The sequence below is a fragment of the Limnohabitans lacus genome (assembly GCF_030053395.1).
Lineage (GTDB): Bacteria > Pseudomonadota > Gammaproteobacteria > Burkholderiales > Burkholderiaceae_C > Limnohabitans_A > Limnohabitans_A lacus.
In genome coordinates this window covers 296559-310835 of sequence record NZ_JASGBH010000002.1, presented here as the reverse complement: position 1 = coordinate 310835, position 14277 = coordinate 296559, and the positions used below count along the sequence as shown (strand labels likewise).

14 protein-coding genes are annotated in these 14277 nt (G+C 59.1%); 6 read left to right on the top strand and 8 right to left on the bottom strand.

Features of this window, described 5'->3' with window-relative positions; all coding sequences use genetic code 11:
* The first annotated feature begins 1 nt into the window (after position 1).
* Positions 2 to 436, top strand: coding sequence for a nuclear transport factor 2 family protein (locus tag QLQ16_RS04070; RefSeq protein ID WP_283223406.1), 435 nt, complete (start codon positions 2 to 4; stop codon positions 434 to 436).
* 9 nt (positions 437 to 445) lie between these two features.
* Here the strand turns inward: QLQ16_RS04070 and QLQ16_RS04065 are convergent, their stop codons facing one another.
* The gene (locus QLQ16_RS04065; protein WP_283223405.1) at positions 446 to 1060 is read right to left on the bottom strand and encodes a glutathione S-transferase N-terminal domain-containing protein; all 615 of its coding nucleotides are present in this window, start codon (positions 1058 to 1060) and stop codon (positions 446 to 448) included.
* Positions 1061 to 1180: 120 nt separating this feature from the next.
* On the opposite strand from QLQ16_RS04065, the gene purB reads away from it, so the two are divergent.
* Together purB and QLQ16_RS04055 are read left to right on the top strand one after the other, a co-directional pair.
* Positions 1181 to 2581 carry an adenylosuccinate lyase gene (purB, locus tag QLQ16_RS04060; RefSeq protein WP_283223404.1) on the top strand — a complete coding sequence of 467 codons (1401 nt, stop codon included), beginning with the start codon at positions 1181 to 1183 and terminating at the stop codon, positions 2579 to 2581.
* Between the two features lie 9 nt (positions 2582 to 2590).
* Positions 2591 to 3151, top strand: coding sequence for a YaeQ family protein (locus QLQ16_RS04055; protein WP_283223403.1), 561 nt, complete (start codon positions 2591 to 2593; stop codon positions 3149 to 3151).
* 85 nt (positions 3152 to 3236) lie between these two features.
* On the opposite strand, the gene QLQ16_RS04050 is transcribed toward QLQ16_RS04055, so the two are convergent.
* Entirely contained in the window at positions 3237 to 3692 is a 456-nt protein-coding gene (locus tag QLQ16_RS04050) for a DUF3717 domain-containing protein (protein WP_283223402.1), read from the bottom strand.
* A gap of 362 nt (positions 3693 to 4054) precedes the next feature.
* On the opposite strand from QLQ16_RS04050, the gene QLQ16_RS04045 reads away from it, so the two are divergent.
* Complete coding sequence (locus tag QLQ16_RS04045) at positions 4055 to 4744, top strand: TerC family protein (RefSeq protein WP_283223401.1); 690 nt, start codon at positions 4055 to 4057, stop codon at positions 4742 to 4744.
* Between the two features lie 7 nt (positions 4745 to 4751).
* Here the strand turns inward: QLQ16_RS04045 and QLQ16_RS04040 are convergent, their stop codons facing one another.
* A complete protein-coding gene (locus tag QLQ16_RS04040; RefSeq protein WP_283223400.1) occupies positions 4752 to 6281 on the bottom strand; it encodes a M48 family metalloprotease in 1530 nt (509 codons plus the stop codon).
* An 80-nt stretch (positions 6282 to 6361) separates the two neighbouring features.
* Between QLQ16_RS04040 and moaC the strand changes: the two genes are divergently transcribed.
* Both moaC and QLQ16_RS04030 read left to right on the top strand, forming a co-directional pair.
* Positions 6362 to 6850 carry a cyclic pyranopterin monophosphate synthase MoaC gene (moaC, locus tag QLQ16_RS04035; RefSeq protein WP_283223399.1) on the top strand — a complete coding sequence of 163 codons (489 nt, stop codon included), beginning with the start codon at positions 6362 to 6364 and terminating at the stop codon, positions 6848 to 6850.
* A gap of 156 nt (positions 6851 to 7006) precedes the next feature.
* Positions 7007 to 8416: a caspase family protein gene (locus tag QLQ16_RS04030; protein ID WP_283223496.1), complete on the top strand. Its 1410-nt coding sequence runs from the start codon at positions 7007 to 7009 to the stop codon at positions 8414 to 8416.
* Between the two features lie 12 nt (positions 8417 to 8428).
* Here QLQ16_RS04030 and QLQ16_RS04025 read toward each other — a convergent pair whose 3' ends face one another.
* The 5 genes from QLQ16_RS04025 to sucD form a co-directional block, all read right to left on the bottom strand.
* On the bottom strand, positions 8429 to 10324 hold the full coding sequence (locus QLQ16_RS04025) for a caspase family protein (protein WP_283223398.1): 1896 nt from the start codon (positions 10322 to 10324) through the stop codon (positions 8429 to 8431).
* 100 nt (positions 10325 to 10424) lie between these two features.
* The gene (locus tag QLQ16_RS04020) at positions 10425 to 11888 is read right to left on the bottom strand and encodes a PglL family O-oligosaccharyltransferase (protein ID WP_283223397.1); all 1464 of its coding nucleotides are present in this window, start codon (positions 11886 to 11888) and stop codon (positions 10425 to 10427) included.
* 55 nt (positions 11889 to 11943) lie between these two features.
* Complete coding sequence (locus QLQ16_RS04015) at positions 11944 to 12426, bottom strand: pilin (protein ID WP_283223396.1); 483 nt, start codon at positions 12424 to 12426, stop codon at positions 11944 to 11946.
* A 65-nt stretch (positions 12427 to 12491) separates the two neighbouring features.
* The gene (locus QLQ16_RS04010) at positions 12492 to 13205 is read right to left on the bottom strand and encodes a TerC family protein (protein ID WP_283223395.1); all 714 of its coding nucleotides are present in this window, start codon (positions 13203 to 13205) and stop codon (positions 12492 to 12494) included.
* Positions 13206 to 13335: 130 nt separating this feature from the next.
* Positions 13336 to 14232 (bottom strand): succinate--CoA ligase subunit alpha, encoded by an 897-nt coding sequence (gene sucD, locus QLQ16_RS04005; protein ID WP_283223394.1) that lies wholly within the window; start codon positions 14230 to 14232, stop codon positions 13336 to 13338.
* Positions 14233 to 14277 lie beyond the last annotated feature (45 nt).

Genomic DNA, 14277 nt, shown 5'->3' with positions numbered 1-14277 from the left:
CATGGACACGCGATTGGCCACGGCCCGTTTGGCCGAGTATTTTGAAAAGCTCACGCCGGACAGCGTGGCGCAATTACCCGATCTGTATGACGGCCAAGCCCGATTCAAAGACCCCTTCAACGAGGTGCAGGGCCTGGCCGAAATCGAGCGGATTTTTCGCCACATGTATGTGGCCCTCGATGGACCGCATTTCGTCATCACTGGCCAGTTGGTCGATGGAGCGCAGGCCTTTTTGACCTGGGAGTTCCGCTTTCGCTTCAAACGCTTTGACACGCAAACCCTGCAAGTCGTGCGCGGCGGCAGCCACATCGTGTTCAACGAACAAGGGATGGTGACCTTGCACCGCGACTATTGGGATGCGGCAGAAGAGCTCTATGAAAAGCTGCCGGTGGTGGGCGGCGTGATGCGTTGGCTCAAGAAACGCGCCAACACTTGAAGCTAGACCTCAAGCCGGCAGGCTGTCGATGAAGCTTTGACGCTGCGAGAGCTTGTCGTAGAGCTTGTGCAGGTTGGGGTAAGGCGTGCGCCAGTCGATCTGCGGGAAGCGGAAATCCAGATAGCCCACCGCGCAGCCCACGGCGATGTCCGACAAGCTCAGGTGGATGCCTGAGCAAAAAGGCTTGTCGGCCAGGCCGCCACTCATGGCTTGCAAAGATTGTTGAACCTTGTCCATTTGGCGATCGATCCATGCTTGGCTGCGCTGGCCGTCCGTGCGCCCGGCCCAAACCGCCTCCAGACGGGCCAAGATGGAAGCATCCAGCAAACCATCGGCCAAGGCTTCCCAGGTTTTGACTTCGGCGCGTTCGCGCCCACCACTTGGAATGAGTTTGCCTACGGGTGAGAGGGTGTCCAGGTACTCCACGATCACGCGGGAGTCGAACACGGCTTCGCCGCCTTCCATGACCAGGCAGGGCACTTTGCCCAAGGGGTTGGATTCCTGAATGCGGGTCTGGGCAGACCAGACGTCTTCACTGATGAACTGGTAGTCCAGTTTCTTTTCGGCCATGACAATGCGCACTTTGCGAACGTAGGGGCTGGTGACGGCGCCGATGAGTTTCATGAGTCCAGAAGTCTTGTGAAGATGTGATCGATTCTAGGGGCGAGAGGGTGCAAAGCGCCAAAACTGCCACACGATTGTGTTGCCAAGGCTTCTGCAAGCCTCGCCAACTACAATCGAGGGATGAATTTCTCCCCCATTTCCGCCCTGTCACCGCTGGATGGCCGTTACGCCAGCAAACTCAATGCGCTTCGCCCCTTGATGAGCGAGCAAGGCTATATGCACCGCCGCGTTCAGGTCGAGATCGCCTGGTTCATCGCCTTGTCCGATGCCGGTTTTGCCGAGTTCAAACCCCTCACGCCTGGTGCCCGCAGCTACCTGACCGCGCTGGTGAAGAACTTCTCCGAGGCCGATGCCGTGGCCATCAAAGAATTTGAAAAGGTCACCAACCACGACGTCAAAGCCGTGGAGTACTGGATCAAGTCCAAGTTCAAGGACCGCCCAGAGCTCGAGCATGTGGGCGAGTTTGTGCACTTTGCCTGCACCAGCGAAGACATCAACAACACCAGCCATGCCTTGCAGCTCAAGGGGGCCCGTGCCCAGGTGATCTTGCCGGGTCTGGACGGCTTGATCGCCAAGCTGCGTGAGATGGCCCACGCCTTTGCCGAAGTGCCCATGCTCAGCCGCACGCATGGCCAAACCGCCAGCCCCACCACGGTGGGCAAGGAAATCGCCAACGTGGTCATGCGCCTGAACGGCTGCCGCGAAAAGATCGCCGCCGTCAAGCTCATGGGCAAGATGAACGGCGCCGTGGGCAATTACAACGCCCACCTGTCGGCCTGGCCTGATTTCGATTGGGAAGCCTTTGCCAAGAAGGTCGTGGAGACGCCCGAAATCAGCGAAACCCAAAGCAGCCATTGGGGCCTGGGCCTGACCTTTCAGCCCTACAGCATCCAGATCGAGCCGCACGACTACATGGCCGAGCTGTTCGACGCCGTGGCGCGCACCAACACCATCTTGATCGACTTCTCGCGCGACATCTGGGGCTATGTGAGCCTGGGCTACTTCAAGCAGCGCTTGAAGGCCGGCGAAATTGGCTCGTCCACCATGCCCCACAAGGTCAACCCGATTGATTTTGAAAACGCCGAAGGCAACCTGGGCCTGGCCAATGCCGTGCTCAAGCACCTGTCCGAAAAGCTGCCGATCAGCCGCTGGCAGCGAGACCTGACCGACTCCACCGTGCTGCGCAACATGGGTGTGGGCCTGGGCTACACCGCGCTGGCCTATGCCTCTTTGATGACCGGCTTGAACAAACTGGAGCTGAACGAGGAAGCGCTGGCTGCTGACTTGGACGCCGCCTGGGAAGTGCTGGCCGAGCCGATCCAGACCGTGATGCGCCGTTATGGCGTGCAAGGCGCTTACGAAAAGCTCAAAGAAGTCACCCGCGGCAAGACCGTCACCGCAGCAGACCTGCACGGCTTGATCCAGGGCCTGGAGATTCCGCAAGCGGACAAAGACCGTTTGCTGGCCATGACGCCGGGCAGTTATGTGGGCAAGGCCGCTGAGCTGGCCCGTCGGGTCTGATCGGTTTTCATGGCCCTCAAATCCACCATCTACAAAGCCAACCTGTCGATCGCTGACATCGATCACAGCTATTACGAAGACCATCAGCTCACCTTGGCCCGCCACCCCAGCGAGACCGACGAGCGCATGATGATCCGCCTGCTGGCGCTGGCCATCAACGCCTACAAGTTGCAAGCGGTGTGCAACGGCGACGGCAAGCTGGCTTTTGGCGCAGGCTTGTCCGATCCGGACGATCCCGATGTCAGCCTGCGCGACTTCACCGGCCAGACCCGCATGTGGATCGAAGTCGGCCAGCCGGAAGACAAGCCCATCATGAAGGCCTGCCAAAAGTCGGACGAAGTGCTGCTGTACTGCTTCAACCACGCGGCCGAGGTGTGGTGGAAGGGCATCGAGACCAAGCTCACCCGCTTGGACAAGCTGCAGGTCTGGCGCGTGCCAACCGAGCGCTCACAAGAGCTGGCCAAACTGGCCGAGCGCAGCATGCAGCTGCAAGCCACGGTGCAAGAAGGTGAAGTCACTTTCAGCAGCGACCTGGGCAGCGTGCACATCGAGCTGAGCCGCTGGAAATAAGCCGGGCCGGCTTGCGCAATGGCCGTCGGCGCTTCAGCGCCGACTGGCAAAACGTGCCGCCGCGTCGGCACGCTCAATCGACGACCTACAAATCCAGTTTCGTTTGGGCTTCAGCGGCGGCCTTGGCCAGGTGACGGTCTTCGGCGGCGCGCTCGGCGTATTTGTTGAAGCGCCAGGACGTGCCTTCCATGGTGATGCGGTGCCAGACGAACCGCTTTTCCCCAGGCGTCATCTCGGTCCACAGCTGCACTTCTTCAAAGCTGCGGCCGCAGCCTTTGCAGGTGTCATCGCCTTGGCTGGTGGAGCAAATGGCGATGCAAGGTGTGTCCGGTGTGCTGGCGTACCAGTCCTGCCAAGCCTCGGCCGCGGCCAAAGGCAGGCTGAACTCGTCGGCGTAGTCCTTTTTGAAATACACCATCTGGCCATACACATCGGCCAGCGCCCGCAGCTCGCGCGGCAAAGCCACCCCGTCTGGAGAGGGGTTCTTGAGCCGCCAGTGGTTGATGGCAGCTTCGATGTCGGTGATGTGGATGCCGGCCATGTGGATTGCAGTGTGAGTCGGGAATCATAGCCGCTGGGCAGGCTCAGAAGATGATCTTCGGTCGCGCTTTTTTCGAGGCTGGCCAGGCTGATAATTTCCTTCGGTTTTGGAGGGAAAAGCCGATCTCATGTGTAATACGCATCTGAAGGGGAGTAGCTCCCTCGCGTCATGCGGTGCAATGCCATGTGACCCATGATGAGCCGTCATCACGAAGCTTTGGCTTCCGGTTCATCAGGCGCCAGACCTTGGCGTCGAGCAAGACCTTCGATCATCTGCACAGGTGCATCGAGGCTTGCGGCGTCCAGCGCCCGCACATTCATGATGCCCGGTACAGCTTCAAATCTGAAATGGAAAGTCTTGTCATGGAATTTTTATCGGCACCTTGGTGGTCGGCTTTGCTGGCCATCATTTTGATTGACCTGGTTTTGGCGGGCGACAACGCCATCGTGATCGCGCTGGCTGCGCGCAATTTGCCCGCTGACTTGCAAAAGAAAGCGATCATGTGGGGCACGGTGGGCGCGATCGCCGTGCGCTCGGTCATGACTTTGTGCGTGGTCTGGTTGCTGCAGATCCCTGGCTTGATGCTGGTGGGCGGTTTGGGCCTGCTGTGGATCGCCTACAAACTGATCGCCGACACTGGTGAGGGTGATGACCATGGACCTGCGGCCACCACCTTCTGGGGCGCCATGAAAACCATCATCGTGGCCGACGCCCTGATGGGGGTGGACAACGTGTTGGGTGTGGCCGGTGCTGCACATGGCTCGTGGGACTTGGTGATTTTGGGCCTGCTCATCAGCGTGCCGATCGTGGTGTTTGGCAGCTCGGTGGTGCTCAAATTGGTCGAGCGCTTCCCCGTGATCATTCAACTGGGTGCGGCTGTTTTGGCCTTCACCGCAGCCAAGATGATTGTGGGCGAGCCCTTGCTGGACAGCGTGTTCGATGCGCCTTCTCAGGCCGTGTGGCGTTGGACCACTTACCTGGTCTCTGTCGTGCTGGTGCTGGGCGCAGGCTGGTGGGTTTCCAAAAAATCCGCTCCGCAAGCCAACGTTTGAAGGGCCTTCAGCGCTCGGCTTGCATTTCGCGCACCAAGGCTTGGGCCTGGCGCAAGCGGGTGTCCACGATCGACGCTTCGATGTGGTCGCCTGCTTGAAGCTGGTGCTTTTTGGCCCAGTCTTGGGCCGCGCGGAAGCGGTCAATCGCTCCTTGCCAATCCATGCGGGCCATTTGCGCTTCGCCTTCGGCACGCAGTGAGGGCAAGGCCTGGCCCTCAACGGCCAACACATTGGCCAAGGTGTTCCAGGCCTGTGCATCCAGCGGTGCGGCCAAAACCTGTTCACGCAATTGCCGCAGCACCTCGGTGCGTGTGGCTGACGGTGGCAAATGCAGCACCGCTTGTGCGGTGGCAATCAGCTCCGGCCGTTCCAGTTTGGTGCTTGGGTTCTGACGGGCCAGCAAGGCCGGCACCGCATCCCAACGCCCTTGTGCGGCCGCCCATTCGGCACGCAATAACTTGGCCAAACGTGCGGGGGCAGCTTGGCCACTGACGGTGCGCTCCAGGTTTTGCAGGCTGCGCTCAGCGGCAGCAAAGTCTTTCAGCTGCATATGGGCCAGCGTTGCACCGTACCAGACGCCCGCATGCGTCGCGGCCGTGGCGTTGGGCAAGTTGACGCGGCTGGTGTTGGTGCTGGCCCGCCACGCGTCCACATTGCCTTGAGACAAGACCCGGGCCCTCGCGGACAACATGGCTTGTTCCACATCGATCACGGCTTGAGCCGGTACGGCATTCAATTGCAAACGCGCCTGCATGTCGGCGATGCGCTCGGTGGTCAGGGGGTGGCTGCGCAGGTACGGATAAGCGCCGTTGTCATTCAAACCGGCGGCCTGCTGGAGCTTGCCAAACATGCCCACAAAGCCTTGCGGGTCGTAACCCGCCTCGCTCATGACGCCATAGCCGACGCGGTCGGCTTCGCGCTCCATGTCGCGCGAGTAGCTCAGCTGCGACTGAATCGCCGCCGCTTGCCCGCCCACCACCAAGGCTTGGGCGCCTTGCGCGCTCTTGCTGGCCGCCAAAATGCCCAAGATCAGAGAGCCGATGACCCACGGCGTCATCTTGCCCTGCTCGCCCATGGACCGGGCAATGTGGCGCTGGGTCACGTGGCTGAGTTCATGGGCCAGCACCGAGGCCAGCTCGTCGTGGGTGGTGACCACCGCAATCAAGCCCAAATGCACGCCCAGATAGCCGCCGGGCAAAGCAAAGGCGTTCACGCTGCGGTCGCGCCCGAGCAAGATGCGCCAGGCAAAGCGCTCTTGCAGTTCGGGTGAAAGCTCGCCCCGAGCGGCGGCCGATTTGACCAAGGGCGCCCACAAGCGCTGGATGTACTCGTCCAGCACCGGGTCTTCCAAATAGTCCGGGTCACGGTACAACTCGCGGGCGATGCGGTCGCCCAACTTGCGCTCGGCCGCCAGAGAAATCCCGTCGCCGTCACCCAAGGAGGGCAACACCGAGTTTTGCGGCCAGGCAGCCTGAAAACACAGGCTGGCGGCCAGCAAGCTCAGGATCAGTCGGGTGTGGCGGAATTTGTTTTTCACGGCGCTGAGTGTCCCATTCAATGGCCGTATGATGACCTATTCCCGTGAATTTTTTGTAAACCATTCGGACCGCCTTGCCCATGACGACCTCTGATGTTTTGACCCATTTCGACGCCCAAGGCCAAGCCCACATGGTGGACGTTGGCGGCAAATCTTCCACCAAGCGCATCGCCGTGGCCACGGGCCGCATCACCATGCTGCCCGCCACTTTGGCGCTGATCGAATCGGGCACCGCCAAAAAAGGCGATGTGCTGGGCATCGCACGGCTGGCCGGCATCATGGGTGCCAAGAAAACCAGCGAGCTGATTCCCCTGTGCCACCCCATCGGCTTGACCCATGTGGCGGTCGAGTTTGAAGTGCTGAGCGCCGAATCGACCGTGGTCTGCAAAGCCACCGCCGAGACGGTAGGCCAGACCGGTGTGGAAATGGAAGCCCTCACCGCCGTGCAAGTGGCCTTGCTCACCATTTACGACATGTGCAAAGCCGTGGACCGTGGCATGACCATCAACGGCGTGACTTTGCTGGAAAAGCATGGGGGCAAGTCGGGGAGTTTTGTGGCCGAGGCCTGAAAAATACTTTCCCGTTGGTATGACATGTGATGCTTAACCATCTCGGCTGGGGGCCTTATGACAGCAATGCGAAAAATTCAATGGCTCATTGGATGGCTGTGGATCTGTTGGCAGCCGGCAGTGGCCAATGCGCCTGAGCTTCTTCGCTTGGCACTCGTGATCGGCAACGCATCGTACAAAAGCGCACCACTGAAAAACCCCGCAAACGATGCGAAAGCCATGAAAGAGGCGCTGGAGGCCTCTGGCTTCAAGGTCAATTTGCTTTTGGATGCCAACCGAAGCCAACTTGCCCAAGCCCTGCAAGAACACCAAGCGGCCATTCAGGGCACGCAAGGGTTGAGCTTCATCTATTACGCGGGACACGGCGTACAGCTGGAGGCTGAAAATTTCATCTTGCCCGTGGATGTCAACATCCAGTCGGAAAAAGACATTGCAGAGCAAGGTGTCAGCGTTAAAAAATGGGTGGACGGCATGAGCGCTCGTGGTGGACGGCTCAATGTGTTTGTGCTCGATGCGTGCCGTGATAACCCTTTCAAGGCCCAGCAAAATTCACTTGGTTTTGCACCTGTGGATGCCCCTGCGAAAACCTTGGTGGGTTATGCCACAGAGGCGGGCAACGTGGCCATCGACGGACAAGCGGATGGCGCTCATGGCCTTTACACCGCTTACTTGCTGCGGGAGCTGAAAAACACCGCTGCCCCGATCGACGATATTTTCAAACGCATCAAGTTCGGTGTCAGGCGCGCCAGCCAGGGCCAGCAAGTGCCTGCTTACTCCAACGGTGTTTTTGAAGATGTGTATCTGACAGGCGCATCATCTCCGGCCAGCCTGACATCGGAAGAAAAGAAAAAGCAGTTTGAAATGGAGCGCCAGGTCTGGAACAACATCAAGGATGGCAAGAACCCTGAGCACATTTTCAATTTCATCCAAACCTACCCAGCATCCAGTTTGAGCGAACTGGCACAAGGTGTCTTGGAGAGGATTGACCGCAAAAACATTCGCAGTCAGGCCTTTGAGGGAGAGGTTGTTCAAAACCCGGCGGAAGACCGGTTCAGAAATGGCGATGTGTACACCATGAAGATTTCGTATGAACACAGGCCCAGTTTCACGGTGAAGTCCACCGTGTTTGATGTAAACCCAGACTCCGCCAAGTACACCAACGTTTTTGATCAAGGGCCAACCGGTCAAATGACCATTGCTGGTGCCGTCATCAGCGATGGCCAAAATACCTTCGATCCTCCGTATGTGTTGGTGCCCGGGGCTGAATACCAGGTGGGCAAACGCTGGCGCGGCCGCTCTTTGCGAACCAACCCCAAGGGACAGAAAGCCTGGATGGATTACTCGGGCAAGGTGGTTGCTCGCGAGCAAGTCACCGTGCCCGCAGGCACGTTCTTAGCCTACCGTGTGGAGATACAGTTTCAAATCGAAGGTGACGCTTTGCTCCATGCCAGCCTGTGGGTCCAACCGGAGTGGGGTTTGGCGATCAAAACCCATTTCCAATTTCAGGATCAAAATGGGCGCGTTCGTTCAGGCGTTCGCGAGATGGTGGCTCGGCAAAGAGGGTAAGCCCAGGCCAAGTCAGCTGCCCCGCTTGATGGACGTCAACTCCCGTATGGTGATGTCCGCAGAACCTCGGGGTGGGCGAGATTCACTTTTGATGCGAATGCCTGCGCCGATGGCGGGGTCGGTCCAAATCGTCAGTTGGGTGCGATGACCTGATTGGTACTGCATGGCGACTTCGATTTTGAAGGTGTCAAATTTTCCAGCAGGCACCTCGATGGTCTCGCGTGCCACGACTTTGGCTGCAACTTCCAGCCATTCTTGCGCATTGTTTCGTGCGTTGGTGAAAGTGGTTCGTGCACGCCATTTGTAGCCCACTTGAACGATACCGGCGGGCATGAAGGTGATGGGCGGATCGTACTTGCCGCTGTTGTCACCAGACTGCAGACCTGCGTGTGACACACGCTGTTTCCAGGTGCCACCGCCGGTTCGTGTGCCTTGAACTTCAGCGCCTTCATCGTCCACACTCAAAACCGTGAATGATTGGTTCCATTTGGGCAGCCCTGTGTACCCGTCCTTGCCAATGAACTCAAAGGTTTCACCTTGGGTGTACCGCCGCTGTGCGAACTCCTGAATGCGGCCTTGCTTGTCGGCCTGCGGTTTGATCTGCGCTTTGTCCAGCAACTCCAGTTGGGTGTTGGCCAGTTCGCTGAGCATGCCGTTGGGGAACTGAAGAATGAAGGCGTAAACATCGGCTTTGTTGCGGGTGTCCTTGATCTTGTCCCAAGCTGATTTTTCTTGCGCAAATTGCTGTGCCTGGGCCTCTTCGCGCGAGAGCGTGTTGCGTCGCGTCTGTTCGGCGGCCTGCGCTTTGGCCAGCTCGATGTCTTTGATCCGTTGGGCCTCTTCAGCCCGAGCACGCTCCAGCGCCAGGGCAGCAGCCTGGGCTTTTTGGCGCTCTTGCGCTGCCGCCAGCGCCAGTTGCTTTTCCCGCTCTTTGGCTTCTGATTCGGCCTTCAGGCGTGCGTTCTGGTTCTGAATTTTCTGGGCCTCGGCCAGCTGTTGTTGCTCCAGCGCGATTTGCTGGGCAATTTGCTTTTCCCGCTCAGCGGCCGCTTGCGCTGCGCGTTGGAATTGGGCTTGCGCCTCTTTGGCCAGTTGGGCTTCCTTGATCAGGTCTTCTGGGTTGAAGGTGTGTTTGACGCCGTCGTTGAAAGCAAAGTCATCTTCCAGGCTGCTCGAGTCCCAGGGGATTTGGCGGCCTTGGCTCTTTTGCCGGACCTGCAGGCGCACCCGCTTGAACAGGTCTTCGATGCGTGCGGGCCGCTGAAGTTCTTTGAGCAGGTAGTGGGTGAACAGGCCATTGCTGGCGCTTTCGTCGCCATCTTCGGCAACGTTGCCAGGCGATGTGGCAAAAGCCAAGTAGGTGCCCGGTGGCGCATCCAGTTGGGCCAAGCCTTTGCCGCTGGCTTTGCCCGAGAAGGGGTTGTCGCGACATGCATCGAGCACGATGATGTTCATGCGCGTGGCCGAGCGTTTCATGGTGTCGATGACGTTTTCGATGTCCACGGTTTGGGTGGCGATATCGCTGGCTTGGCTCAGTTTGGCATCCACCGGGACCATGTAATTGCGCCAATCGAGTTGCAGTCCGTGGCCGGCGAAATAAAGCATGCCAACGGCTTGCTTGCCCTGAAGGAGGGTTTGCATCTGGGCGATGGCTTTGACCATTTGGGCCTTGTCGCCGTCGACCACTTCGATCACGTTGAAGCCCAGCTTGCGCAAGACGCTGGACATGGACTTGGCGTCGTTGGTGGCGTTGGCCAGCGCGGGAACGTTCTTGTAGGCGGCGTTGCCGATGACCAGCGCCACGCGCACATCCAAGGGGGCTTGGGCGTTGGTGCTGTAAGCGAAAAAGAGCACGCCGACGAGCAGCAAGCTCAAAGGCCGTCGGATGTTCAAACGCAGCCATGACATGGAAGGCATATCTCAAACTTTCGTGAATGCAGAGCCAGCTGCGTTGCAATCAAAGCCTGCCAAACGGGTGATGCCCCAGCGATTGGCGTGTGGCATCTGTTCAGTTTGCCTGATTTGAACGATCCGCGTCCAAGCCGAAGGCTTCTTTCATCCATTTTCGGTGCTGTTTGGCCGTTTCTTCGTCCCCCACCAATTGGGCCGCCTCGATCACTTTTCGGATCACTTTGAGCTCGGGCGAGTAGTGCAGCATGTTCAATCCGGTGGCCAGCATTTGCGGTGCATTGTCGGCCGTCACCGAGGTGATGGAATACTCGGCAAATTGGGCGGTTGTCTGGAATGCGACGCTGCTTTTGGCCACGCTCAAGGCGTCGCCCGGCCAGACCTTGGAGCGTTGGCTGTCGGAGATGAAAATTTGCCGTACACGGGAATAGTCCACCGCGATGAACGCGGCCACTGCCAAAACCGCTATGCCCGCAAAAGGCAAAACACGACGCTTTACAAATGACACATCCCATCGCGACGGAAGTAAGAGAACGATGCACAGCACCACAGCCATCTGAAACGGGCCGTACCAGAGCGGAAACTCCAGCAGGCTGTGCAGCGCGATCACGGCCAACACGCCCCAGGCCAGTTGATGCTCCGTTGAACGTGCTTGCAAAGGGCGCATGAGCAGGGTGATCAGGACCAAGCCCAATGTGATCAAGGCGGCCACTGGAACGCCCAAAGCAAAGGCCAGTTGCAAGGGGCCGTTGTGGGCGTTGCCCAGAATTTCACAGAAGCGCTCACCCGAATAGCTGGCGCTGTAATGGGCGTATTTGAGTTCGTCCCAGCCCCAACCCCACCAAGGCTTTTGGGCAATCAGCGCCAGCACATTGCGCCACAAGACGCTGCGGCTGCTACAGCCATCGTTGCTGCCCATGCGGGTCAAGGCGCTCACCGCGTCTGCACCAGAGCTGGCAGACAGCAACAGCGGCAAGGCCCAAATGCACAGGGCGTACACGCCCAGAGCCCACAGCACCAGGCGCCAAGACAGGCATTGATGCCGTCTTCCCAGTTGGGCCCACAGGATGACCAGCGATGTCATCAGAAGCATTTGCAACAGGCCGGTGCGCGAATTGGTGGCGGCGTTGCCTGCTGCTGTCAGGGCCAACAGCCCAAGCGCATGGTGGCGAAGCAATCCGTTGCTGGCCCACCAGAGGGTGGCGACGAGGCCTAAAGAGGTCAGTGTGGCCAGTTGGTTGCGCTGTCGCAAATTGGCACGCGCCTCGCCCAACACCTCGGGCGCATGGACCCAGTGGCCGAGGGCATCGGTCAGGCCGAAATACTGCGCCAGACCCATGGCACTGCTGAGTGCCGCAGCGATGGCCCAGGCCCTGGCGATGTCCAAGGCCTGCAAGCGCAGGCCTTGGGCCATGAGCAGGCCGATGCAGCTCCAGCTGATCAACAGTGGCACCACATTGGGCAAGGGTGTGGGTGCCCAAGGTTGCACCCAGGGCAAAACCATCCAGAAACCCACGGCCCAGGCTTGCCAGCCTTGCAGGGGCGCTTTGTCAATCGGTTTCAAGGCGCTTCCAAGAAAAACGCCCTGCGGTGCAGGGCGTTGGTGTGGGCGGGCAAGATCATGAGCCCTTGCATGAAGCGGGCAAGTACTTGACCGGCAAGCCATTCGTGCTGGCCGGGCCGCAGCGCCAGCTGGCGATGGGTTTACCGCCATCGGTGGTCCCCACCACGGCGGTGATGCCGGTTTGCAGTGGCGTCAGTGCGATCGCGTTGGCCGAGCTGCTGGTGGTGCCGCGCAAAGCCGTGTGGTTGCCCACCACGGTGATCACGCCATCGCCATCGACGGCGATGCTGGTGACGAATTTGCTGGTCTGCGAGTCGCAAACGTTGGGCAGGGTTTTGGACACATCGGCGTCCGAAGAGGAGCTGATGGCCTCGTTGACGGCGGTTTTGCAACCGTTGGCTGCCAGCAGCATTTCAGACACCTTGGCGCGGATGGTGTAGTCCTGGTACGCCGGCAGGGCCAGAGCCCCCAAGATGCCGATGACCGCGATCACGATCATCAGCTCGATCAATGTCAAACCTTTTTGCCTTTTTTGCATGGCATCTCCTCCCTGTTGAATGGCGTTCGATGGTAAATCAATCACCACCTGAACTCCAGAGCCAGTCAGGATGAGGCTTCATCCTGTGCAGGGCGACGGGCCAAGATGATCTTGCCCAAAGCCAGCACCAACAAGGCCCCCGCCACACCCAGGCCATAGCCCCAAGCTTTGTCTTGAGGAATGTAGGCCACCAGACCAGGGTCGGTTTGCACCATGGTGCCCGCAATCCAGCCCAGCAGCATGCCACCAACGGTGATGATGATGGGGAAACGGTCCATGAGCTTGAGCACCAATTGGCTGCCCCAAACGATGATCGGGATACTGACCAGCAGGCCAAAGATCACGAGCGGCATTTGGTGGTCGGCATTGCCAGAGGTTTGCGCTGCACCCGCGATGGCGATCACGTTGTCAATGGACATGACCAAATCCGCAATGATGACGGTTTTGACGGCGCCCCAAAGTTTGTCACTGCCCTGGATGTTCCCGTGGTCTTCGTCCTCGTCAGGGGTCAACAATTTCACACCGATCCAAATCAGCAGCACTGCGCCAACAAATTTCAGGAACGGAATTGCCAGCAGCGTGAGCGCGAAAAAGATCAGGATCACGCGCAGCACGATGGCCCCTGCGGTGCCCCACAGAATGCCTTTGGTGCGTTGGTGAGCAGGCAGTTGGCGGCAAGCCAGGGCGATCACCACGGCGTTGTCGCCGCCCAAGAGGATGTCGATCATGATGATCTGGCCCACGGCGAACCAGAAATGGGCGGTCAGAAATTCTTCCACGGTGTTCCTTTTTCACCAGCCACGGCGGGTGAGATGCATTGATTTAAAAAACAGAAAGCCGGATTGTCCTGCAGGACATCCGGCTTTGGTATTGTGGCAAACCACAGCCGCCCATCAGGCGGCGTCGAGTTTACTTGAGCTGAGCCTTGAGCAGTTTGCCCAGTTCAGATGGGTTGCGTGTGACGATGAAGCCGCACTCTTCCATGATGGCCAGCTTGGCGTCGGCCGTGTCGGCGCCGCCAGAGATCAAGGCACCAGCGTGGCCCATGCGCTTGCCGGGAGGGGCAGTCACACCGGCGATGAAGCCGACCACGGGCTTTTTCATGTTGGCTTTGCACCACTGAGCGGCTTCGGCTTCGTCTGGACCGCCGATTTCACCAATCATGATGACGGCGTCGGTGTCTGGATCGTCGTTGAAAGCCTTCATCACGTCGATGTGCTTCAAACCGTTGATCGGGTCGCCACCGATACCGACGGCGCTGGATTGGCCCAGGCCCACTTCGGTCAACATCGCCACGGCTTCATAGGTCAAAGTGCCCGAACGGGACACCACGCCGATGCGGCCTTTGCGGTGGATGTGACCGGGCATGATGCCGATCTTGATTTCGTCAGGGGTGATGAGGCCAGGGCAGTTGGGGCCCAGCAGCAAGGTTTTCTTGCCGCCTTTGGCTTCTTTTTCCTTCATCTTGTTGCGCACTTCGAGCATGTCGCGCACTGGAATGCCTTCGGTGATACAGATGGCCAAGTCCAAGTCGGCTTCCACAGCTTCCCAGATCGCAGCGGCAGCACCTGCTGGGGGCACGTAGATCACGGACACGGTCGCGCCGGTTTGCTGGGCGGCTTCCTTGACGGTGGAATAAATTGGGATGTTGAAGATGGACTCGCCAGCCTTCTTGGGGTTCACACCCGCGACGAAGCAGTTCTTGCCGTTCGCGTATTCCTGGCACTTCTCAGTGTGGAACTGGCCGGTTTTGCCGGTGATGCCTTGGGTGATGACTTTGGTGTCTTTGTTGATGTAGATCGACATGGGGTTTCCTAATCAGTTGGGGACAGCGCTGAAGAGCTGTCCCGC

What these genes read in the sequence shown, in the direction of transcription:
- QLQ16_RS04050 (WP_283223402.1), bottom strand. Translation starts at nt 3,692, where the DNA reads ATGGCCGGCATCCACATCACCGACATCGAAGCTGCCATCAACCACTGG.
- QLQ16_RS04045 (WP_283223401.1), top strand. Translation starts at nt 4,055, where the DNA reads ATGGAATTTTTATCGGCACCTTGGTGGTCGGCTTTGCTGGCCATCATT.
- moaC (WP_283223399.1), top strand. Translation starts at nt 6,362, where the DNA reads ATGACGACCTCTGATGTTTTGACCCATTTCGACGCCCAAGGCCAAGCC.
- QLQ16_RS04070 (WP_283223406.1), top strand. Translation starts at nt 2, where the DNA reads ATGGACACGCGATTGGCCACGGCCCGTTTGGCCGAGTATTTTGAAAAG.
- QLQ16_RS04065 (WP_283223405.1), bottom strand. Translation starts at nt 1,060, where the DNA reads ATGAAACTCATCGGCGCCGTCACCAGCCCCTACGTTCGCAAAGTGCGC.
- QLQ16_RS04025 (WP_283223398.1), bottom strand. Translation starts at nt 10,324, where the DNA reads ATGTCATGGCTGCGTTTGAACATCCGACGGCCTTTGAGCTTGCTGCTC.
- sucD (WP_283223394.1), bottom strand. Translation starts at nt 14,232, where the DNA reads ATGTCGATCTACATCAACAAAGACACCAAAGTCATCACCCAAGGCATC.
- QLQ16_RS04055 (WP_283223403.1), top strand. Translation starts at nt 2,591, where the DNA reads ATGGCCCTCAAATCCACCATCTACAAAGCCAACCTGTCGATCGCTGAC.
- QLQ16_RS04015 (WP_283223396.1), bottom strand. Translation starts at nt 12,426, where the DNA reads ATGCAAAAAAGGCAAAAAGGTTTGACATTGATCGAGCTGATGATCGTG.
- purB (WP_283223404.1), top strand. Translation starts at nt 1,181, where the DNA reads ATGAATTTCTCCCCCATTTCCGCCCTGTCACCGCTGGATGGCCGTTAC.